The following is a 21,359-nucleotide window of genomic DNA, read 5'->3' on the forward strand; positions in this document are numbered from 1 at the left end:
AAATCAATATTTGGAACATCATAGAAATCCGAATGAAAATAATAATGATAACTTCATAATTGAAGACTAGCAAGCGTGCAGACTTTAAGTCTGACAACCAAATCTATGGACTTTCAGTCCATAGTGGTTTAGTTATTGGCTTGAATATTGTAAAAGAGAAAGCGTATAGTATAAATTAGCGTGATTGAAGAAGTCGTTTAGGTTTTTATAATCGAAGAAATGTTTTTGAGAAATTAAATAGCGAATACTTGTGCGAAGGGTTTTTAAGTGGGCACAAGGCAATTAGTGAGAAATATAAATTGAAAATTAATTTTAGGAATTGACTGTTTCGTAGTAAGATATTTACGTTTGGGGGATTATTTTTCATTTTTCATTATTCATATATCCTTTTGTATATCTTTGAACACATTCACGCCTGATTTTCAAATACTATTTTTACATTCAAAATTTTTAAATATCATTTAACTCTCCAAATGGAAAACGAGCAAATTAATTCTAAAATTCTTAAAAGTAATTACATTCCAACTGCTGAGTTTTATAGCCAGATCATAGACAGTTTGCAAGATTACTCCATTTTTACTATTGATAATGAATTTGTAATCAACAGCTGGAGTTCAGGGGCAACAAAAATTTTTGGTTATGAACCGGATGAAATTATTGGAAAACATTTTGATATAATTTTTACAGCAGAAGATATAAAAAATGGTATTCCTAAAAATGAAATTGAAACTGCGTTAAAAGAGGGAAGAGCAACGGATAATAGATGGCATATTTGCAAAGACAAAAGTGAATTTTATGCCTATGGTTTAGTTTTTCCACTTACAGGAATTGATGGAGAGCTGTTAGGATATGTTAAAATTCTACGCGACTTAACGGAAAGAAAAAAATCAGAAGATGCGATAAAAAATTATGTAAAAGAACTGGAAGATCTGAACACTCATAAGGAAAGCGTTCTTGCTATACTTTCGCATGATTTGAGAAGCCCATTATCCAGTATTATAGCTACTGCAGGATATTTGAAATCAAATTTTGAAAGGATGGAGCCAAATACAGTTAAAGAAATGCTTGAGCTCCTTTACAAAGCATCAATTGATGAATTGAATATGTTAGACTACCTAGTGGAATGGGCAAGAATAAAATACGCAGCAGAAGTATTTTCTCCAAGAAAAATTGAACTGGTCCAGTATGTCCAAAAAGTTTTCGACACTTTAAATGATACAGCTTCTTTAAATACAATAAATCTTCATCATGAAATTGATGAGAATACTAAAGTCTTTGCTGATGGAAAAATGTTACTTTCCGTTATTCAGAATATAGTTTCGAATGCTATTAAACATTCACGACCTGGAGGGGAAATTATGGTTTCAGCAAAAACTAAAGATGATAAAATAATAGTTCAGATAAAAGATTCCGGTGTTGGTATGTCAAAAGAAATTCAAGACAAACTTTTTACGCCACAAATGAATATTCTTTCAAAAGCTAGAATAGAAAATAAGGGTGCCGGGATTGGATTATTGTTAGTAAAAGGGTTTTTAGAAAAAAATGGTGGTGAAATATGGGTAGAAAGTATAGAAGGCGAAGGTTCTTCTTTTTATTTTACATTGCCAATGGAGAAACCATTATACAAAATAGATAGCGCAGATAAAATTGAGTTTGATGAAACCGCTTAAATAATGATTCTAAAGTTGAAACATAAAGTATGCAACAGCTAGTAAAATTAAAGAAAAGATAACTTTAAAGTCCACATAAGTGGGCTTTTTTTGTGGAGTAAATTCTCGTGAGAACAATTATCTCTTGAGTGTTTTTGGGTTTAATTGCTATTTTGAGGATTGTAAATAATAGCATAAATTAGCAGTACTTAAAAGCTGTTGGTAATTTGTATCTGATATAAATTCAGTTGTTTATGGGTAAAAAATAAAAGGGACACTAATTATAAAATTAAGAAATATGCCTCAAGACATTTCACCAATTATAGAGCCTGATGAACTAATAGCACTGAATCAGACAAGTGAATTAATTCTTATTGATGCCAGTAACGGTAGTGGTGCTAAAGAAAATTATGGTGCCGAACATTTAGAAGGCGCTTTGTATGTTGATTTAAATACGCAGTTAGCCAATATAAACGCTGATGTATCCATAGGAGGCAGACATCCTTTACCAACCCTTGAACAATTTTCTGAAACTTTAACAAATCTTGGTATAACTCCAACGAGTCATGTAGTAGTTTACGATGACAAAAATGGCTCCAATGCAGCAGCACGTTTCTGGTGGATGTTAAAATCTGTTGGACATAACAAAGTTCAAGTGCTAGATGGCGGATTGCAAGCGGCTATTAAAGCTGGATTTCCAACAAGCTCAAAAACAGAAATCCCCTTGAAAAAGGAACCGTATAAAATTGAAAAATGGTTGTTGCCGTTAGCTGATATTTACGAAATTGATAAAGTGTCACAAGATGCTGATTTTCTTGTTGTAGATGTTCGTGATGAGGAACGCTACAATGGAGAAAAAGAACCTATCGATTTAGTTGCCGGTCATATTCCGGGAGCCATAAACATTCCTTTTACCACTAATTTAGATTCTAATGGGCTTTTCTTATCGCCTGAGGAACTTAAGGGTAAGTATTTAAAAGAATTTGAGGATAGAGAAGCTGGAAATGTTATTGTGCATTGTGGTTCCGGTGTAACAGCCTGTCATACTCTTTTGGCAATTGCTTATGCAGGTCTTGAAATCCCAAAATTGTATGTTGGATCTTGGAGCGAGTGGTCCAGAAACAATCGGCCGATAGCAACTTCGAAGAAAAAGTAGCGGTTATTGTCTTGATATATAATTGTCTTGAAGAAATTCGGGACTTTTTTTGGAATACATAAACAAAAGAAGAGCTTTGGATTCCTTCAAAGCTCTTGTTGTATCGGGTTTGCACAAGGGATAGCAGTGGAAATCCTTTTTTTGTTTCGTTTTTTTAACGAGACAAAAAAAGATTGCAACGTATAGCCCGACCCGCTTTTTTCGGCGGGATGTGCCCTAATGCTAAAACTATTTTTTATCGACTACAGGGCGATTTTCTCTGTTTGCCAATTCCCAAGCGATTACAAAAGCAAGTTGGGTTCTTTTTGTCAAAGCATCAAATTCTATTTTCTCGACTTCATCCGTTTTTTGATGGTAATCAGCGTGAACGCCATTGAAAAGGAATACTGCCGGAATACCATGTTTGGCAAAATTATAATGATCAGAACGCTCATAAAAATGATTTGGGTCTTTAGGGTCGTTGTATTTATAATCTAAATCCATTTTGGTATACTTAGCGTTTGCTATCTTACAAATGTTATCTAAATCAGTTGATAAACGATCCGAGCCAATTAAATACAGATAATTGTTGGTATTCGCATGAGCTTCGTCACGACGGCCAATCATATCAATGTTGATGTCAGTAATGGTGTTAGCCAAAGGGAACAAAGGGTTTTCCGAGTAGAATCGGGAACCGTGTAAGCCATGCTCTTCACCAGTTGCGTGAAAAAACATAATAGAACGTTTTGGTCCATGGCCCTCTCTTTTTGCAATTTCGAAAGCTTGTGCAATTTCTAATAAAGCAACTGTTCCGGAACCGTCATCGTCGGCACCGTTGTACACTTCACCATCTTTTATACCTACGTGGTCGTAATGCGCCGAAATAACCAGGATTTCGTTTGGCTTTTCGGAACCTTCGATGTAGGCCCAGACATTCTCGGAATCAGATAAGTTTTCGTTGCGTAAGGCATTCAAGAAAGCTGCGGGGATTTTTTGATAATAATCCGAAGCTCCTTTAGGAAACGGAATGTTGTTTTTCTTGTATTGATTGATAAGATAAACACCTGCTTTTTTCTGGCCTGCAGATCCTGTTTCGCGCCCTTCCATTGAATCAGCAGCAACGATGTAAAGATGTGTTTTTAAATCACTGGCCGTGATAGTATTCATGTATTTTGTAGGTTCAACATCAGCAACACTCATCTTTTGGGTAGTGCAGCTTATGTTTAAAATGAATAAGGAACTTAATAAGGTTATTTTTTTCATGTTTTTTAATGTAAATTAATAAAGGTATAAATGGCAAATAAAGTAAGAATTATAATAAGCATAATGAAATTGATGAAAAACAGGAGGATGCTTTTTATAAAGGAAACAGTTCGTGTTTCACCATAAAATCGATGATGAGCGGGGAAAAAGTAATATAGCATCCAGGAGATTCCTACGAAATTTAAGACTCCGATAATGAAATCAATACCATTCGAATCTCCAAATAAAGGAAGTATTTTAGTGAATAGAAACAGTATTAAAAATACTAACAATAAGAACGAAAAATAATGCAGTGTAAAGATGCCATGATCAAAGTAATACCAACGTTTTTTGTTATGAAAAACCCATAAGAAAAAGGCGAAAAGCGGCATGTAAATGAACAACACTTTTGAGAAATTATTGATGAACGATTCTGTGAATTTTTCAAATAGTTCCTCTTTGTTTTTGTCTTTTACCTCTTGAAATTTTCTATTGATCAAATAACTGAAATCAGACAACTTTTCAGATTCTGGCGCATGCTGTTGTATCGAATCTAATTCCTGAACGGATTTGTAGCCAAAATTTAAAAACTCCTCTTTTTTGCCAGTCTTCGCAATATTGTTTTTAATAGAATCTTTTTCTTTTGTTGAAACTTCGGCATTCAAAATGTTGTCGGAAGTTTTATTCTGGTTTTTTAAACTATCATTTATAGGGTTTGTTATTGGTTCCTTTTCATTAATGTTTACCAGACTGGATTCTTCATTTGGGAAAACGGTTATAAGAAAAAATGTTACAAAACTGATAAAAATATAAAGCCGAACGGGAGCCAAATAGGACAATCGCTTTCCGGAAAGGTATTCCTTTGTTAAAGTCGCAGGTTTAAATAAAAGATTTTTTATGGTTTTCCAAAAAGCATTTTCATAATGCGTTAAGTCTTCAAAAAAATGAATGAATAAATGATGAAATGTTTTTCGGATATCGGTATTTTCCTGCCCACAATTAGGACAGAATCTGTTTTCTACAACATATCTGCAATTTAGACAGGTCTTGTCTTTTCTTAAAACGGTTTTCCCCATAAAAACGTTTTTTAAATTATAATCGAATCTGAATTATTTTTTCAAGACTTCATTTAAGAAAATTTTTAAATGTTCGAAAGAGCGTTTAGCGGCTTTTTCATTGTAGGCGGCTCCTTTAGAATTATCATTTCCAGATTCGGGATCTGTGAAAGAGTGTACCGCATTAGCATAATAAACCATTTGCCAATCGGCTTTTGAATCTCTCATTTCCTGTTGGAAAGCAGTTACTTCTTCTTTTGGTACAAAAGGATCATCTGCACCGTGACACGCTAAAACTTTAGCAGTAATAGGCTGGGCTGTTCTGGAAACTTCTTTGCCTAAACCCCCATGGAAGGAAACTACTCCTTTTATATTTAGGTTTCCGCGGGCTGCTTCAAGTGCTCCAGTTCCACCAAAACAAAAACCAATCACCACAATATTATCCTTATTTGCTCCAGATTTAATTAATTGTTCTAATGCCAAGGCAATTCGTTTTTGATATGCTGCGAAGTTTGTTTTGTAAAATCCTGCTTTTTGGCCGGCTTCCGCATTGTCTTTCGGGTAATTTCCTGCACCATAAATATCAGCTACAAAAACGTAATACCCGAGCTTTGCTAAATTTTCTGCGGTATTTTTAGAATGGTTATCAATACCTTTCCAAGCGGGAAGTATAAGGATTCCTGGTTTTTGTAGACTTTTTTTAATAGGTTGGATTTGAAAACCATTCAAAACCTGAGTCCCATCACTATATTTTACTGGTTTCAGCTGTGCAAAAGTGCCATTTGAAAACAATACGATTCCTAAAATAAATAAGGCTATATTTTTCATAAAGTTTTATTTTTTACACAAATATCTAAATAAATTGTGATTTTTCTGTAAAAATAAGCTCTTTTTGACTTTTTTACAACATTAATAGGAGTTAGTTAATTATTTGAATTATAAAGTAATGTTTCGTTTAAAGGCACAACCCAATTCTATGATAGAATCCGTTTTTGAAATACCTGGAATATTATCAATTTTTTCATAAAGAATTTTTCTCATGTGCTCGTGGTTCTGGGCTACTATTTTGATATAAAGCGTAAAAGAACCGGTAACATAATAGCATTCCGTGATTTCAGGAATGTTTTTTAATTCCTCAATAATTCTGTTTGAATCCTGATCTTTGTTTAAGGTAATGCCCGTAAAAGAAGCCCAGTCGTACCCAATTTTTTTTTCGTTTATAATGGGTTTTATTCCTACCAGAATACCTTGTTCCGTCAATCGATTTACCCGCTGGTGAACCATGGTGTTGGATATTTTTAGAGTAGTAGCAATAGCTGAAAATGCCATACGACCATCTTTTTCTAATTCTTTAATAATATTGATATCGAATTCATCTAATACATCCATGAAATTTATTTTAAATTAAAAAGGTGTTTTTAATAGCTATAAAAGTAATTATTATTTCCCATCTGGTTGAAAGAAAAAACAAAGTGTTTTGTATTGTAAAATGACTTAATTTAGTATAAATAAAAGTGATTATTTATTTTTTAAATAAAAAATTAAGTCAAAAATATCATTTTTTGTTGTAAAATAAAAAATATTCGTTATTTTTGTTTCAAAGTTTTAAAAAATAATAAGTTATGGAACAATCACATCAAGCACTTTCTTCAAAATCTGAAGCATTTATAGAAAAAGAAAATAAGTATGGCGCTCATAATTATCATCCTTTACCGGTAGTTTTAGAAAAAGGGGAAGGCGTGTATGTTTGGGACGTAAACGGAAAAAAATATTTTGATTTCTTGTCGGCTTATTCGGCAGTAAATCAAGGGCATTGTCATCCAAAAATTGTAGATGCTATGGTAAAACAAGCACAAACATTGACGTTGACTTCCCGTGCTTTTTATAACGATCAATTAGGACCTTATGAAGAATTTGTAACCAAATATTTTGGTTTCGATAAAGTTTTACCAATGAATACCGGTGCCGAAGCAGTAGAAACAGCTTTGAAACTGTGTAGAAAATGGGCGTATGAAGTAAAAGGAATTCCAGAAAACCAAGCGCAAATCATTGTTTGTGAAAATAATTTTCACGGAAGAACGACTACGATTATTTCGTTTTCGAATGATGAAAATGCACGTAAAAGTTTTGGTCCTTTCACAGCAGGATTCATCAAAATACCTTATGATGATATTGAAGCATTGGAAAACGCTTTAAAATCATCTAAAAACATCGCTGGTTTCTTAGTAGAACCTATTCAGGGAGAAGCCGGAGTTTATGTTCCAGCCGATGGCTATTTGGCGAAAGCCAAATCACTTTGCGAACAATACAATGCCTTATTCATTGCTGATGAAGTACAAACAGGAATTGCACGTACCGGAAAATTATTAGCCGTACATCATGAAAATGTTCAGCCAGACATTTTAATTTTAGGAAAAGCTATTTCGGGTGGCGTTTATCCGGTTTCGGCAGTTTTGGCCAATGATGCGATTATGAATGTCATCAAACCAGGTCAGCACGGTTCTACTTTTGGGGGAAATCCAGTTGCAGGGGCAGTTGCCATTGCAGCACTTGAAGTGGTTCGTGATGAAAATTTAGCAGAAAATGCGGCTCATTTAGGAGTTGTTTTAAGAACTGGACTTAACGAAATTGCGTCCAGAAATTCTCTAATTACATTGGTTCGTGGTAAAGGATTGCTGAATGCGATTGTTATCGATTGTGATGAAAATTCCGATTTGGCGTGGGATATTTGTATGAAATTCAGCGAATACGGTTTATTGGCGAAACCTACACATGGCAATAAAATACGTTTGGCTCCACCATTAGTGATTACCCAAACTCAAATTCACGAGTGTCTTGCTATTATCGAAAGAGCGCTAAATGATTTCAGATAATTTAATTGTCATGGAAAAAGCAATAAAATTAATCAAAAATCGCTCTGATATTGGTGCCGGAACCAGAGGGTCAGATTTAGGGATTGATGCTATCGAAATAGCGGCTATTAATAGAGACAGCGACTATTTTAATCAATTTGAGTTTGAAGATGTGAAAACGCATAACGAATCCATTTATGATAAAAACCGAAGCACTTCTGCCAAAAGAATAGAACACGTTGTCGAGCAGTGTACCAGAGTTTGTCATGCTGTAAAGAAAAATCTGGAACGGAATTATTTTCCGATTGTTTTATCAGGAGATCATTCCTCAGCATTAGGAACCATAAGCGGTATAAAAGCAGCTTATCCGGAACAGACATTAGGAGTGATTTGGATTGATGCCCATGCTGATTTGCATTCGCCTTATACGTCTCCTTCGGGAAATATTCACGGCATGCCATTGTCGGCGGCTATTGCTGATGATAATTTAAGTTGTCAGAATAATGAAGTGCCTCCCGAAACGCAACAGCATTGGGAGGATATGAAAAATATAGGCTGTGAAGGTGCTAAAGTGCTGGCCGAAGATATTATTTATTTTGGCGTTCGCGATACTGAAGAAGCCGAAGACAAGCAGATTGAAAAGTTGCATATCCGGAATTATAAAGTTCACGAAGTGCGTTATAGAGGACTTCAAACCTGTGTAGCTGAAGCTTTGACTAAACTATCACATTGTGATGCGATTTATATTTCTTTTGATGTGGATTCCATGGATTGTGATATGATTTCTTATGGGACGGGAACGCCGGTTCCTAAAGGATTTGATCAATACGAAGTAATTGCGATTATTAACCGGATTATCGAAAGTAAAAAGGTGGTTTGTCTCGAAGTTGTGGAAGTAAATCCGCTTTTAGACACTAAAGGAAACAAGATGGCTGAAACTGCTTTTGAGGTTTTGGAGGCTGTTACTTCAACACTTATTTTGCCTATTGAATAACATTTAAACATAGAATTAGTATAAGAAATCCCAAAATCTATCTAGATTTTGGGATTTCTCTTTTACGGATTTTACAGATTTGGCATTGCTTTGTTCGTTTTTTAATAAATAAAACGGCTTAAATCTTTCTATATTCATTTTGCATGCAATTATAGTTAATTGTTGGTTCAACTTGACATATTTACGTATATTTGCAATAAGTATTTTTACTTAGTTTTATTCAAAATTGTATGATACAAGTGGACCAAGCCTTATCGATTATTGCAGAAAATAGTTGCAAGATGCCTATTAGAAAAATTAAAGTGACCAAATCACTTGGTTTTATTTTGGCGGAAGCGATTTATTCTCCAATGGATATGCCGCCTTTCCGCCAATCAGCAATGGATGGGTATGCTTTTACGCATAGTGAATTACAACAGTTTAACATGGTAAGCACTTCACAGGCTGGTGATTTTTCGAATAAAAAAATAAAGCAAGATCAAGCGATTCGAATATTCACGGGAGCATATGTCCCTGATAATTTGGATACGGTTGTCATGCAGGAACATACTACGGTTAAAAATAAAACGGTTGAAATTACTAAAATGCCCGCCCGTTTTGCTAATGTGAGAAACAAAGGCGAGCAAATAAAAGAAAACGAACTTGTACTTGAAAATAATACGGTGATTACTCCTGCAGCTATCGGTTTTTTAGCTTGTTTGGGAATAACGGAAATAACAGTTTATGCCAAGCCGAAAGTAGCGATTGTTGTTACCGGGAACGAATTGGTAAAAGTTGGAAAAAAATTACCAGAAGGAAAGATTTACGAAAGTAACTCGATTATGCTCGAATCAGCTTTACAGGGTATTGGGATTAAGAAAACAGAAATATTTAGGGTAAAAGATAATTTAAAAGCCACAAAAAGAGTTTTAAAAAGCTGTCTTTCTACTTTTGATGTTGTACTTGTTTCCGGCGGAATTTCAGTTGGGGATTATGATTTTGTAAAAGAAGCGCTTTTATCAAATGGAGTGGAGGAGTTGTTTTATAAAATTAATCAAAAACCTGGGAAACCATTATTTTTTGGGAAAAAAGACAAAACGATTGTTTTTGCCTTACCTGGAAATCCAGCTTCTACTTTGACTAGTTTTTATATTTATGTTTATCCGGCACTAAAAATAAATATGGGTTTTGAAGTAATTCATTTACCAAAAATTAAAAGAAAAATCAACACTCAATTTGAAAATACATCAGGAAAAACCTTATTTTTGAAAGGGTTGTATGATGATAAAAAAGTTACCATATTAGAAAGTCAAAGTTCAGCCATGTTGAACACTTTTGCGGTAGCAAATGCCTTAATTTATTTGCCTTATGATGTGGTAAATATTGAAAAAGATCAGGAAGTAATGGTTGTACCACTTAATTAATATATTCAGATGTCAAAAATCTTGATGGTGAGTGTGAATTTGATTTTTTATTAAAAGATTAAAAGATTAAAAGATTAAAAGATTAAAAGATTGAAAGATTGAAAGATTGAAAGATTGAAAGATTGAAAGATTGAAAAGAATATTAAAAATTAGAAGATTTTGATGGTTACAAATAATCTTTAAATCTTAAAATAATTAAATTATTTTTTATGCAAGTATCGATTCTTTGTGGAGGAAAAAGTAGCCGAATGCAATCGGAAAAAGGCTTGGTGTTATATCAAAACAAACCTTTTATCGAGCATATCATTGAAGCGGTTTTGCCAATATCGAGTAACATTCAATTGATTACCAATACAAACAATTACGATTATTTAGCATACAAGAAAATAAAAGATATAGTAGTTGATAAAGGACCTTTGGGCGGAATATATACGGCGCTGGTTCATTCAGAAACTGAAATGAATTTGATATTGAGTTGCGACATTCCATTAATTTCTACCGAAATACTATTGGAATTGATAGAAAAACATAACTCAAATTTTGATGTTTCTGTTTTTGAAGACACAGACCGGATTCATCCTTTGATAGGAATTTATTCTACAACTATACTGCCTGTTTTAAAAAAGGCAATTGATGATAATGATTTGAAAATGATGCGTTTGCTGTCAAAAGTGGCACATAAATTGATTCGAATTACTGATGAGAAACGTTATCAGTTTAAAAATATAAATTCTGTTGCCGAGTTAAACGAATTGAATATCAATTTATCCTAGTTAAAATGAAAAATTCAAATACACCAAAATTGACAATCGTAGGGGCAGGTCCCGGAGATGTAGAGTTGATTACTTTAAAAGCAATCAAAGCATTGGAAAGTGCTGATGTTGTTTTGTATGATGCGCTTGTAAATGAAGAGTTGTTGCAGTACGCGACGCATGCAGAAATCATTTTTGTTGGAAAGCGTTTTGGTTGTCATGCTTACAGTCAAGATCAAATTAATGAATTGATTGTATCAATGGCAAAGCGTTTTGGTCATGTCGTTCGATTGAAAGGCGGGGATCCATTTGTTTTTGGAAGAGGAAGCGAAGAGATCGAATATGCTCAAAAATTTGATTTAGAAACCGCTATTGTTCCTGGAATTTCATCTGCTTTAGGTGTGCCGGCGTCTAATGGAATAAGTCTGACACAAAGAAGAGTAGCTGAAAGTTTCTGGGTAATTACCGGAACTACTTCGGATCATAAATTATCTAAAGACGTGGCTTTGGCTTCTCAATCATCAGCAACGGTGGTTATTTTGATGGGAATGAATAAATTGGACGAAATTATTTCGATTTATCAAAACAACAGAACTGATGATTTGCCTATCGCGATCATTCAAAATGGAACAAAAGACACGCAGAAAAAAGTGGTGGGAACCATAAGTTCTATCGCTAAATTAGTCGAAGAGCAACAACTCTCCTCTCCTGCAATTATTGTCATTGGCGAAGTGGTGAGAAATGCTTCAAAATTAACGACTTATTTTCAAGAGGAATTTTCAGAAGATGAGTTCATTTTTCAAAACTTAAATTTAACGGCATGATCGCAGTAAAATATTTTGGCGCCATAGCTGAAAAAACTAAAAGTCAAGGAGAAGAAATTTCTTTTTCTGATTTACCTTTACATCAATTATTAGCATCATTAGAACAAAAGTACCAATTGAGTCAACTTTCTTTTAGTGTTGCAATTAATCAAAAGATAGTACAGGATACAGCAAATTATATTCTGAAAAGCAATGATATTGTTGCTTTATTACCACCATTTGCTGGAGGATAAATTATAAATTTTCTACTGAATTATGGAAACAGCACGATACAACCGACAAATTATACTTCCTGAAGTAGGTATTAATGGGCAACAAAAACTGCAACAAGCCAAAGTCTTGATCATTGGTGCCGGCGGATTGGGTGCGGCTGTTTTACCTTATTTGGCTGCAGCCGGAATAGGGGAAATTGGTATTATTGACGATGATAGAATCGAAGTGACCAATTTGCAACGCCAAGTGATTTACAAAAGCAGTTCGGTGGGGAAAAGTAAAGTTCTTGAGGCGGCAGCAATGGCTTTGGCATTAAATCCTTCTATAAAAATAAATGCAATCACTGAAAAATTGGACGCTAAAAATGCAATTTCGTTATTCGAACAGTATGATATTATGGTTGATGCCACGGATAATCTGAATACTAAATATTTGATTAATGATGCTTGTTGCGTAACCAACAAACCGTTTGTTTACGGTTCCATTTATAAATTTGAAGGGCAGGTTTCTATTTTTAATTATGAAAATGGACCTACGTACCGCTGTTTATTTCCTGAGGAAGCCAATGACGTTAGGAACTGTAATGATGTGGGGGTTATGGGAATATCGGTTGGAATCATCGGTATGTTTCAGGCTAATGAAGTATTAAAAATGGTTTTGGGAATAGGGGAGTTGTTGTCTGGAAAATTATTGGTTTATAATATGTTGAATAACGAACAACAGAAGTTTGAGTTTTCAAAAACAGACACAAATACTATCAATACAGTAGCTTTCGAAAATAAATATACCTCAGTTGAAAGCGGAGCTATTGAAATCCTTGCTGCTCTAGCATTGGAACAAATAAATAATTCAGCAGTCGTTTTTCTGGATGTTCGAAATTCAGATGAATATCCAAAAATAGCAATCAAAAATGGGCTTCAAATTCCGTTAGACCGTTTAGAAGCGGCATTGCATCAATTGGATGCTAATGCGGCGTTATTTGTTTTTTGTCAGTCAGGAATTAGAAGTAAAAAGGCAGTTGAAATCCTTATAAAGAATAGTTTTAAGAATGCCAAAAGTATTGCCGGTGGCGCGAAAGCATTGGAGAAAGCAATGCAAAAAGGAACTGTTTCTGTTTCCTAAAATATAAAATAATATGACTATCCGTTAAATAATACTAAAGAAAAATTTCGCCACGAATTCCACAAATTTGACACGAATTAGTGTTTGATTTTTTATTTCAATATGAAAATTCGTGACAAATTTGTGGAATTCGTGGCTAAAAAAAAACTATAGTCCGCTTAGCGGACATTCATAAAAATAACTATCATGAGTAAGAAAACTGTTTTCATTCAGGGACCCATTTCTTCGGAATTTATAGGGCAGTCGATTGCGAAACACCAATCAAAAAAGACTATTGGTGCGCACAATATTTTTTTGGGTCAAGTCAGAGCCGATGAAATTGATGGTAAAACCGTAGCTGCAATTGATTACACCGCTTACGAAGAAATGGCAGACGAAGCTATGGCGTTGATAAGAGAGAAAGCTTTCGCGCAATTCGATTTGATTTGCATGCACATTTATCACAGTTTGGGTGTCGTTAAAGCAGGAGAAATCTGTTTGTTTGTCTTTGTTTCGGCAACCAGAAGAAAGCAAGTGTATGAAGCCACGGAAGCGATTGTGAATTGGATTAAAACAGATGTGCCTATTTTTGGTAAAGAAATATTTGAAAACAGTACTTTTACCTGGAAGAAAAACACGTTATAAATGGTTGATATCACACATAAAATAAGTACGCTCCGAACAGCAACAGCAAAGGCAACAGTAATTGTGAGTCTTCAGGCCACAATTGATGCCGTTGTAAATAATCTGGTTCCAAAAGGAAACGTACTGGAAATGGCAAAAACGGCAGGTCTATTTGCAGTGAAAAATACCCATTTATCCATTCCTGATTGCCATCCTATTCCAATTGAATTTACATCGGTGGAATATGAAATCAACGAATTAAGCATTGCTATTATTTTCAAGGTAAAAACGGTTTACAAAACTGGAGTTGAGGTTGAGGCAATGCACGGCGCTTCGATTGTGGCGCTTACGATGTATGACATGCTCAAACCAATTGACAAAAATATAGCGATTTCCACGATTAAATTAATCAGTAAAGAAGGTGGAAAATCGTCTTTCAAAAATAGATTCCCATCAGCCATTAAAGCGGCGGTTTTTGTTTGTTCCGATTCCATTTTTGCAGGAGACAAGCAAGATCGATCCGGAAAAATAATTGTCGAAAAACTGGAAATTTGCGGAGTCGAAACTACGCATTACGAAATTATTCCTGATGAAATGGATGTGATTCAAGAGCGTACTAAAGCTTTCGCAAAAGAAAATCAATTGATCATTTTTACCGGAGGAACCGGGCTTTCGCCAAGAGATGTTACGCCGCAAGCATTGGAACCGTTATTAGAAAGCAGAATCCCGGGAATTGAGGAAGCAATACGGAGTTATGGGCAACAGCGCATGCCGTATTCTATGCTCTCCAGAACAGTTGCAGGAACTTTAGGGAATTCGTTGGTATTGGCTTTGCCGGGTTCAACCAATGGCGCAAAGGAATCCATGGATGCCATATTTCCTCATGTGCTGCATGTTTTTCATATTTTAAAAGGCAAAAATCATGACACCAAATAATGCTGTTTTAACGGATGATTTTGGACGTAAACACAACTATTTGCGTATTTCCTTAATTGAGAAGTGCAATTTGCGTTGTACCTATTGCATGCCAGCCGATGGAATTGTATTAAGTCCAAAAGCGAGCTTGATGACGGCTGACGAAATTCACGCCATCGCCCAAACATTCGTCAATAATGGTGTTGATAAAATAAGGCTTACCGGCGGCGAACCGTTGTTAAGAAAAGATTTTCCTGAAATAATAGCCAAACTGGCTTCACTTCAAACCGAGATTTCCATTACTACAAACGGAATTCTGATTAACAAACATATAGACGTTTTAAAGCAATTTAACGTCAAAAAAATCAACTTGAGTTTAGATACTTTGGTTGCCTCAAAATTTCATTCGATTACGCTTAGAAACCAGTTTCAGAGCGTAATTGATAATCTGCATTTATTACTGAATAATGATTTCAAAATCAAAGTAAATGTGGTTTTGATTAAAGGATTCAATGACGATGAAATCATTGATTTTATTAAACTCACCGAGTTTTTGCCGATTTCGATTCGGTTTATAGAATTCATGCCTTTTGCGGGAAATGAGTGGGACAGAAGCAAAATGGTTTCTCAAAATGAAATTCTGGATCAGGTGCAACATCATTTCCCGGAATCCCATTTAGAGAAATTAGAAGATGAAAAAAACTTCACCGCAAGGGAATTCAAAATAAAAAACTATTTGGGAAGCTTTGGGATTATCAGTTCGATAACCAATCCTTTTTGTGACGGTTGCAATAGAATTCGCCTTACAGCAAACGGAAAAATAAAAAACTGTCTGTTCTCCAACTCCGAAACAGATTTACTGACACCTTTCAGAAATGGCGAAGCAATAGAAGATTTGATTGCTTTTGCCATTAAAAACAAAAAGAAAGTTAGAGCAGGAATGACTACTATCGAGGACGTGAACAATCCCGCTTTGAATCAAGATAACCGCAGCATGATTGCTATTGGGGGTTAAAACCCCGCTTTTTTTTAGGAGCTATTTACTTCGTCTGTTCGTTTCACTCGGGTCCGTTATTCGTTACAACCCATTTGGTCTCAAACCCTTTTTCTAGTCGCTGGCAGGAGCTTCTCCCGAAGTGTCGGGATTCGCTCTGCCAACACCAGAAAAAGTGGTTCTCCACCTGCATCTGGTTTTCACTGCTACCGGGGCTAGGGATTTTGCGCAAAAAAGAATGTGAATGAGGTTTTCCGTAAAATTTATTCTTAAGAAGGAATTATTTTTGTAAATGAGTTAATTATCAAAGCTGATTTATCAGTTTTTTCGGTAATTAAATACTACATTTGAAATAAGTAATGTCTGAGAATTATCAGTACTATCTAACCAATTTAGGGATGCTAAGTCTGATAACGTCAGACCTATATACTAGTTATCTGCAACCCCTCCGAGCGACCGTACAACTATAGACTGACATTACAAAAAACTCAAAAAGCCCACCGCTATTGTAGCACATTTACAAACCCCATCTTGTTAGCAACTTTTCGTGGACAAAACTTGTCCTTTGATTTTCATTTCCTTACCTTTGGACAAAATACGTCCTAAATGCCGACAAATAAAAAAAACATCGCAACAATAGGCGAACGATTAAGAACATTAAGAGAAGATTTACATCTTTCTTTGAGAGAAGTGGCAAGCCATATTGGCATTGACACTTCTTTGCTTGGTAAAATTGAACGCAACGAACGACAACCAACAAAAGAACAAATAAAACACATTGCTATATTCTTCAAAATAGATGAAAAAATATTAATTAAAGAATTACTTAGCGACCAATTCGCTTATAAAATAATGGAGGAAGAAGCCGATATTGACACCTTGAAAGTAGCGGAAGATAAAGTTGAATATTTAAAAGCCAACAAGAAAAAATGACGATTAAACAACTCATAGAAAAATATACCTCTGACAGAAAATATTACTTGACAAACAAGTATAACGAAACACTGCTTCGCAGTGATTTCTTAGACCCGTTTTTTGAATTGCTCGGTTGGGATATAAAAAACAATGCAGGAAAATCAACTAACGAAAGAGAAGTAATATTAGAAGAAGCATTAAAAGCAAATGCTTCTGAACATTCAAAAAAGCCCGATTATACATTTCGACTGTTTTCTGAAAGAAAATTCTTTTTAGAAGCTAAAAAACCTTGCATAGCAATTGAATTAAACAATGATACAGCCAAACAAGTAAGACGTTATGGATTTACCGCAAAGCTTAAAATTTCGGTTCTTTCTAACTTTGAGTATTTAGTTATTTACGACACATCTGTTAAAGTAGATGAAAGCGATAATTACAACAAGGCATTAATAAAAAAATATCACTACACCGAATACGAAAGCAAGTTTGAAGAAATTAAAAAACTCTTGGGCAAAGACGGAGTTTATTCAGGTGCGTTTGATACGGAATGGCAAGCGATTGAAACGAAACTAAATCAGTATTCAATCGACAATTTATTTCTGCAACAATTCAATGAATGGAGAAAATTATTAGGAAGTGAAATTTACAAACACGACCCTAAAATAAAAGAGCAAGAATTAAATGATATTGTTCAAAGCTATTTGAACAGGATTTTGTTTTTGCGTGTTTGTGAAGACAGAAATTTAGAAGATTATCAAACTCTTTTTGCGTTTGCAAACGCAAATGATTTCAAAGCATTAATTAAAAAATTTGAACAAGCTGACAAACGTTATAATTCAGGTTTGTTTGACCAATTGCTGAAAGATAAAATTGTAGAAAACATAAGTTCTGCTTTTTGGACAATAATAAAACAACTTTACTATCCTGAAAGTCCCTACTCTTTTAGTGTATTTTCTTCTGATATTTTAGGCAGCATTTATGAAATTTTTCTTTCAGAAAAATTGACAATCGATAACAACACAATTGAATTAGTAAAGAAGCCTGAAAATATCGACAGGGATATTGTAACAACGCCAACATTTATCATCAACGATATTTTGCGAAAAACAGTATTGACGAAATGCCAAGGTAAAACTGCTAAAGAAATTTTGAAACTGAAATTCGCAGATATTGCGTGCGGTTCAGGTGCCTTTTTATTGGAACTTTTTCAGCTACTCAATGATATTTTGATTGACTACTATTTAAAAGCAGACAAGACTGAACTAATTCAAACCAACATCAATACTTACAAGCTTCCTTTTAAAATAAAAAGGGAACTTTTATTGAACTGCGTTTACGGAGTCGATAAAGATTATAATGCGGTTGAGGCTGCAAAGTTTGGTTTATTACTCAAGCTTTTGGAAGACGAAAATACATCATCAACCAACTCCAGCAAACCTGTTTTGCCTGACTTGTCAAATAACATTTTCTTTGGTAACAGTTTGCTGAACCCAACACAGGTCAGTAACAAGAAAGACCAAGTTATTATCAATCCTTTCGATTTTTCAAAACTAAAATTTGATGTAATTATTGGTAATCCGCCTTATATGAAGTCGGAGGATATGAAAAATATTACACCACTTGAATTGCCTCTTTACAAGGCAAATTACAATTCTGCTTACAAACAGTTTGATAAATACTTTTTGTTCCTTGAACAAGGAATAAACTTATTAAATACTGATGGAGTTCTAGGGTATATAGTTCCAAGCAAGTTTACAAAAGTTGGTGCAGGTAAAAAATTAAGAGAAGAACTCTCAACAAAAGGCTATTTACATTCTATAGTTTCGTTTGGTGCAAATCAAGTTTTTTCAGACAAAACAACTTATACTTGTTTGCTCATCTTAAACAAAACGCCACAAAAAACTTTTCAATACGCAGAAGTTAAAAGCTTGAAAAGTTGGAAAGTTAGAGAACCAGAAGCCGTAAAATATGCTTCAAAAAACACCATTGAATTAGATAATGATGTGTGGGTTTTAGTTCCACCTGAATTAATAAACGCTTACAAGAAAATTGTTGCTCAAAGCTCTACACTTATTAACTTAGTTGGAAGTAATAATATTTTCAATGGCATTCAAACAAGTGCCAATGATATTTACATCTTCATTCCAACGAAAGAAGATGCGAAGTATTATTATTTTTCAAAAAAGAAAATTGATTACAAGATTGAAAAGGCAATCACTAAACCTTACTTTCAAACATCATCGAAGGAAGATAACCTTAATACCTACAGAACTTTTAAACCAAATGCAAGGGTTATTTATCCTTATCAAAATTCTAAAAAAGGTGTTGAAATAATTATGCTTAATGAGATTCAGAAAAAGTATCCATTAGCCTTTGACTATCTACAAAAACACAAAGCAATTCTGAACAATCCAAAAAGAGATATAAAACCAGAGCCTGCAACAGCAAACGAATGGCATAGGTTTGGCAGACAACAAGGATTAAATATTTTGGACAAAAAGGAAAAGATAATACTTGGTGTTTTATCGAGTGGCGACAAGTATGCAATTGACAATTATGGAACGCTTTTCACATCAGGCGGTACGGCAGGTTATTGTGCCATCACAATGCCCGACAAATTCGATTATTCAACTTATTATATTCAAGCAATACTAAACTCAAAATACGTTGAGTGGTTTGTAATCTTAACGGGCGAAATATTTAGAGGAAGTTATTTTGCAAGAGGAACTAAAGTACTTAATAATTTACCTATCCGTAAGATTGATTTTGCTAACGCAAAAGAGAAAGCCCTACACGATAAAATTGTTGAAACACAAAAAGAATTAATCAACATACACGATCAAATAGACAAAAACATAGGAAATAAAAGAACATTGACGCCACTACAAGGACAATTCATAAGAGAAAAAGCAAATTTGGAAAAGCTGTTAGCCAAATTATACGATTTAGGCAATGACGATTTATTAATCCCTTTAATCAAAGAATTGTATGAAGCTAATTGAGAATGCAACAGCAGAAAAATTAAGGGGTGGATTTTATACACCTGAACCTATTGCAGAATTTATTTTGCGTTGGGGAATTAATGGTAGTACTGATTTTGATATACTTGAACCAAGTTGTGGGGATGGTGTATTTCTTGAGCAATTAAAGAGCTTAAAATCAAAGTATAACTCAATTACAGCCATTGAGTTTGACGAAGTAGAAGCCCAAAAAGCCGATAAAATTGAACTCAAAAATAAGCAATTAATCAACGATGATTTTCATACTTACTGCAATAACACAGAGAAACGGTTTGATTTAGTTGTCGGCAATCCGCCATACATCCGCTTTCAGTTTTTCGACAGAAATCAACAAGCCGAAGCAGGAGATATTTTTATAAAAGCAGGTCTGACGTATTCTAAACTCACAAATGCTTGGGTTTCTTTTGTTGTTGGCTCTTCACTCTTGCTGAAAGATAAAGGGGGGAAAATTGGTTTTGTTTTACCAGCAGAAATTTTGCAAGTATCGTTTGCGTTACAATTACGAAAATTTATTGCACAATTTTATAATAAAATAAATATCATTTCATTTGAAAAATTGGTATTTCCTGACATTCAGCAAGAGGTTGTCTTGTTGCTTTGCGAAAAGAACGGAACTAAAGAACATAACATTGAACATATTGAATTAAGAGATGCAAGTGAACTAAAAACACTTGACACGGCAAGATTAAAAAGTCCACAAAAGAAAATTGATTTTAAATCCAACAAATGGACTTTCTATTTTTTGGAGCAAGAAGAAATTGATTTTTTGGAAAACATAGCAAAGAAAAAAAATATTCCCACCCTTGGAAAATACGCAAAAGTTGAAGTTGGCATTACAACAGGAGCAAACAGTTTTTTCACTGTCCCGCTTACAACAGTTGAAGAATACGACCTTTACGATTATGCTAAACCAATGGTTGGAAGAAGTGTGCAAGTAAACAGTGTTATTTTTACAAAAGAAGATTGGGAGAAAAACAAGTTTTCTAATGCGAAAGCACATTTACTTGCCTTTCCTGACAAAAAAAAATTAAACCAAAACAACGGAGCTGTAAAATATATTGCTCACGGAGAAAGTTTAGATATTCATAAAGGGTACAAAACAGGAATAAGAAATGATTGGTTTGTTGTTCCGTCTTTGAAAATTTCTGACGCTTTATTTATTAGACGAAATAACCTTTATCCAAGGTTAATAATTAATGAAGCAGAAGCATATACGACTGACACAATGCACCGTGTTTTTGTAAATCCTAACACAGATATTAAAGCATTAACAGCAAGCTACTATAATTCGCTTTCGCTTGCATTTGCTGAAGTTTCAGGACGAAGCCACGGTGGCGGAGTTTTAGAATTGATGCCAAACGAAGCAGAGAAAATTTTGCTTCCATACCACAAGGACAACGCAGAGCTATTGTCGCAAATAGATAAATTAATTCGGGATAAAACTGACATCGAAGAGGTACTCAAAATCACTAATCAAATAATTTTAAAGCAACATTACGGCTTAACACAGAAGGAAATTGATTTAGCCCATAACATTTGGAAAAAATTGTCGGCAAGGAGACTAAACAGAGGCAAGGCATAAAACAACCTGCCAAGCCAATACACCACTGACACCAACACACAGACCAAAGCAAAAAAGGGGCAGCAGATAACCGCCGTTTGGCAATATGG

19 protein-coding genes are annotated in these 21,359 nt (G+C 34.5%); 15 read left to right on the forward strand and 4 right to left on the reverse strand.

What is annotated here, in order from left to right; genetic code table 11:
• The first annotated feature begins 473 nt into the window (after positions 1-473).
• Together ACNO7W_RS07170 and ACNO7W_RS07175 are read left to right on the forward strand one after the other, a co-directional pair.
• Positions 474-1,670: a PAS domain-containing sensor histidine kinase gene (locus ACNO7W_RS07170; RefSeq protein WP_143388085.1), complete on the forward strand. Its 1,197-nt coding sequence runs from the start codon at positions 474-476 to the stop codon at positions 1,668-1,670.
• Positions 1,671-1,947: 277 nt separating this feature from the next.
• A complete protein-coding gene (locus tag ACNO7W_RS07175; protein WP_417937576.1) occupies positions 1,948-2,805 on the forward strand; it encodes a sulfurtransferase in 858 nt (285 codons plus the stop codon).
• A gap of 228 nt (positions 2,806-3,033) precedes the next feature.
• Here the strand turns inward: ACNO7W_RS07175 and ACNO7W_RS07180 are convergent, their stop codons facing one another.
• The 4 genes from ACNO7W_RS07180 to ACNO7W_RS07195 all read right to left on the reverse strand — a co-directional run bounded on the left by ACNO7W_RS07180 (position 3,034) and on the right by ACNO7W_RS07195 (position 6,470).
• A complete protein-coding gene (locus ACNO7W_RS07180) occupies positions 3,034-4,047 on the reverse strand; it encodes a M28 family peptidase (RefSeq protein ID WP_417937577.1) in 1,014 nt (337 codons plus the stop codon).
• A 5-nt stretch (positions 4,048-4,052) separates the two neighbouring features.
• The gene (locus ACNO7W_RS07185) at positions 4,053-5,102 is read right to left on the reverse strand and encodes a DUF3667 domain-containing protein (protein ID WP_417937578.1); all 1,050 of its coding nucleotides are present in this window, start codon (positions 5,100-5,102) and stop codon (positions 4,053-4,055) included.
• A 33-nt stretch (positions 5,103-5,135) separates the two neighbouring features.
• On the reverse strand, positions 5,136-5,909 hold the full coding sequence (locus ACNO7W_RS07190; RefSeq protein WP_144065024.1) for a dienelactone hydrolase family protein: 774 nt from the start codon (positions 5,907-5,909) through the stop codon (positions 5,136-5,138).
• A gap of 108 nt (positions 5,910-6,017) precedes the next feature.
• A complete protein-coding gene (locus ACNO7W_RS07195; protein WP_143388090.1) occupies positions 6,018-6,470 on the reverse strand; it encodes an Lrp/AsnC family transcriptional regulator in 453 nt (150 codons plus the stop codon).
• Between the two features lie 233 nt (positions 6,471-6,703).
• On the opposite strand from ACNO7W_RS07195, the gene rocD reads away from it, so the two are divergent.
• From rocD to ACNO7W_RS07260, 13 genes are all read left to right on the forward strand, one after another.
• Positions 6,704-7,954, forward strand: a complete 1,251-nt coding sequence (rocD, locus tag ACNO7W_RS07200) for an ornithine--oxo-acid transaminase (RefSeq protein ID WP_417937579.1) — start codon at positions 6,704-6,706, stop codon at positions 7,952-7,954.
• Positions 7,941-8,927: an arginase gene (locus tag ACNO7W_RS07205; protein WP_417937580.1), complete on the forward strand. Its 987-nt coding sequence runs from the start codon at positions 7,941-7,943 to the stop codon at positions 8,925-8,927. Before rocD ends, ACNO7W_RS07205 begins: the two co-directional genes overlap by 14 nt.
• Positions 8,928-9,157: 230 nt before the next feature.
• Positions 9,158-10,330 (forward strand): gephyrin-like molybdotransferase Glp, encoded by a 1,173-nt coding sequence (gene glp, locus ACNO7W_RS07210; RefSeq protein ID WP_417937581.1) that lies wholly within the window; start codon positions 9,158-9,160, stop codon positions 10,328-10,330.
• A 209-nt stretch (positions 10,331-10,539) separates the two neighbouring features.
• Positions 10,540-11,103 (forward strand): molybdenum cofactor guanylyltransferase, encoded by a 564-nt coding sequence (locus tag ACNO7W_RS07215; protein ID WP_417937582.1) that lies wholly within the window; start codon positions 10,540-10,542, stop codon positions 11,101-11,103.
• Positions 11,104-11,108: 5 nt separating this feature from the next.
• Positions 11,109-11,906, forward strand: a complete 798-nt coding sequence (cobA, locus tag ACNO7W_RS07220; RefSeq protein WP_417937584.1) for a uroporphyrinogen-III C-methyltransferase — start codon at positions 11,109-11,111, stop codon at positions 11,904-11,906.
• On the forward strand, positions 11,903-12,139 hold the full coding sequence (locus ACNO7W_RS07225; protein ID WP_035671292.1) for a MoaD/ThiS family protein: 237 nt from the start codon (positions 11,903-11,905) through the stop codon (positions 12,137-12,139). Before cobA ends, ACNO7W_RS07225 begins: the two co-directional genes overlap by 4 nt.
• A gap of 22 nt (positions 12,140-12,161) precedes the next feature.
• Entirely contained in the window at positions 12,162-13,241 is a 1,080-nt protein-coding gene (moeB, locus tag ACNO7W_RS07230) for a molybdopterin-synthase adenylyltransferase MoeB (protein ID WP_417937585.1), read from the forward strand.
• Positions 13,242-13,427: 186 nt separating this feature from the next.
• Complete coding sequence (locus ACNO7W_RS07235) at positions 13,428-13,865, forward strand: molybdenum cofactor biosynthesis protein MoaE (RefSeq protein ID WP_417937586.1); 438 nt, start codon at positions 13,428-13,430, stop codon at positions 13,863-13,865.
• On the forward strand, positions 13,866-14,780 hold the full coding sequence (gene moaCB / locus ACNO7W_RS07240; protein ID WP_417937587.1) for a bifunctional molybdenum cofactor biosynthesis protein MoaC/MoaB: 915 nt from the start codon (positions 13,866-13,868) through the stop codon (positions 14,778-14,780). It begins immediately after the preceding gene.
• Positions 14,767-15,774: a GTP 3',8-cyclase MoaA gene (gene moaA / locus ACNO7W_RS07245; RefSeq protein WP_417937588.1), complete on the forward strand. Its 1,008-nt coding sequence runs from the start codon at positions 14,767-14,769 to the stop codon at positions 15,772-15,774. The genes moaCB and moaA overlap by 14 nt, the downstream gene beginning before the upstream one ends.
• A 585-nt stretch (positions 15,775-16,359) precedes the next feature.
• Positions 16,360-16,686: a helix-turn-helix domain-containing protein gene (locus ACNO7W_RS07250; protein WP_417937589.1), complete on the forward strand. Its 327-nt coding sequence runs from the start codon at positions 16,360-16,362 to the stop codon at positions 16,684-16,686.
• Positions 16,683-19,670 (forward strand): Eco57I restriction-modification methylase domain-containing protein, encoded by a 2,988-nt coding sequence (locus ACNO7W_RS07255; RefSeq protein WP_417937590.1) that lies wholly within the window; start codon positions 16,683-16,685, stop codon positions 19,668-19,670. The genes ACNO7W_RS07250 and ACNO7W_RS07255 overlap by 4 nt, the downstream gene beginning before the upstream one ends.
• Positions 19,657-21,270 (forward strand): Eco57I restriction-modification methylase domain-containing protein, encoded by a 1,614-nt coding sequence (locus ACNO7W_RS07260; RefSeq protein ID WP_417937591.1) that lies wholly within the window; start codon positions 19,657-19,659, stop codon positions 21,268-21,270. The genes ACNO7W_RS07255 and ACNO7W_RS07260 overlap by 14 nt, the downstream gene beginning before the upstream one ends.
• Positions 21,271-21,359: the final 89 nt, after the last annotated feature.

The organism is Flavobacterium sp. ZB4R12 (assembly GCF_048276375.1).
GTDB lineage: Bacteria > Bacteroidota > Bacteroidia > Flavobacteriales > Flavobacteriaceae > Flavobacterium > Flavobacterium gawalongense.

Bases quoted from the DNA above. Each gene is read 5' to 3' on its own strand.
- ACNO7W_RS07190 (WP_144065024.1), bottom strand. From the start codon at position 5,909: ATGAAAAATATAGCCTTATTTATTTTAGGAATCGTATTGTTTTCAAAT.
- ACNO7W_RS07170 (WP_143388085.1), top strand. From the start codon at position 474: ATGGAAAACGAGCAAATTAATTCTAAAATTCTTAAAAGTAATTACATT.
- ACNO7W_RS07255 (WP_417937590.1), top strand. From the start codon at position 16,683: ATGACGATTAAACAACTCATAGAAAAATATACCTCTGACAGAAAATAT.
- ACNO7W_RS07235 (WP_417937586.1), top strand. From the start codon at position 13,428: ATGAGTAAGAAAACTGTTTTCATTCAGGGACCCATTTCTTCGGAATTT.
- ACNO7W_RS07225 (WP_035671292.1), top strand. From the start codon at position 11,903: ATGATCGCAGTAAAATATTTTGGCGCCATAGCTGAAAAAACTAAAAGT.
- ACNO7W_RS07185 (WP_417937578.1), bottom strand. From the start codon at position 5,102: ATGGGGAAAACCGTTTTAAGAAAAGACAAGACCTGTCTAAATTGCAGA.
- ACNO7W_RS07250 (WP_417937589.1), top strand. From the start codon at position 16,360: ATGCCGACAAATAAAAAAAACATCGCAACAATAGGCGAACGATTAAGA.
- moaCB (WP_417937587.1), top strand. From the start codon at position 13,866: ATGGTTGATATCACACATAAAATAAGTACGCTCCGAACAGCAACAGCA.
- rocD (WP_417937579.1), top strand. From the start codon at position 6,704: ATGGAACAATCACATCAAGCACTTTCTTCAAAATCTGAAGCATTTATA.
- ACNO7W_RS07195 (WP_143388090.1), bottom strand. From the start codon at position 6,470: ATGGATGTATTAGATGAATTCGATATCAATATTATTAAAGAATTAGAA.
- moeB (WP_417937585.1), top strand. From the start codon at position 12,162: ATGGAAACAGCACGATACAACCGACAAATTATACTTCCTGAAGTAGGT.
- moaA (WP_417937588.1), top strand. From the start codon at position 14,767: ATGACACCAAATAATGCTGTTTTAACGGATGATTTTGGACGTAAACAC.
- ACNO7W_RS07215 (WP_417937582.1), top strand. From the start codon at position 10,540: ATGCAAGTATCGATTCTTTGTGGAGGAAAAAGTAGCCGAATGCAATCG.
- ACNO7W_RS07260 (WP_417937591.1), top strand. From the start codon at position 19,657: ATGAAGCTAATTGAGAATGCAACAGCAGAAAAATTAAGGGGTGGATTT.
- ACNO7W_RS07205 (WP_417937580.1), top strand. From the start codon at position 7,941: ATGATTTCAGATAATTTAATTGTCATGGAAAAAGCAATAAAATTAATC.
- glp (WP_417937581.1), top strand. From the start codon at position 9,158: ATGATACAAGTGGACCAAGCCTTATCGATTATTGCAGAAAATAGTTGC.
- ACNO7W_RS07175 (WP_417937576.1), top strand. From the start codon at position 1,948: ATGCCTCAAGACATTTCACCAATTATAGAGCCTGATGAACTAATAGCA.
- ACNO7W_RS07180 (WP_417937577.1), bottom strand. From the start codon at position 4,047: ATGAAAAAAATAACCTTATTAAGTTCCTTATTCATTTTAAACATAAGC.
- cobA (WP_417937584.1), top strand. From the start codon at position 11,109: ATGAAAAATTCAAATACACCAAAATTGACAATCGTAGGGGCAGGTCCC.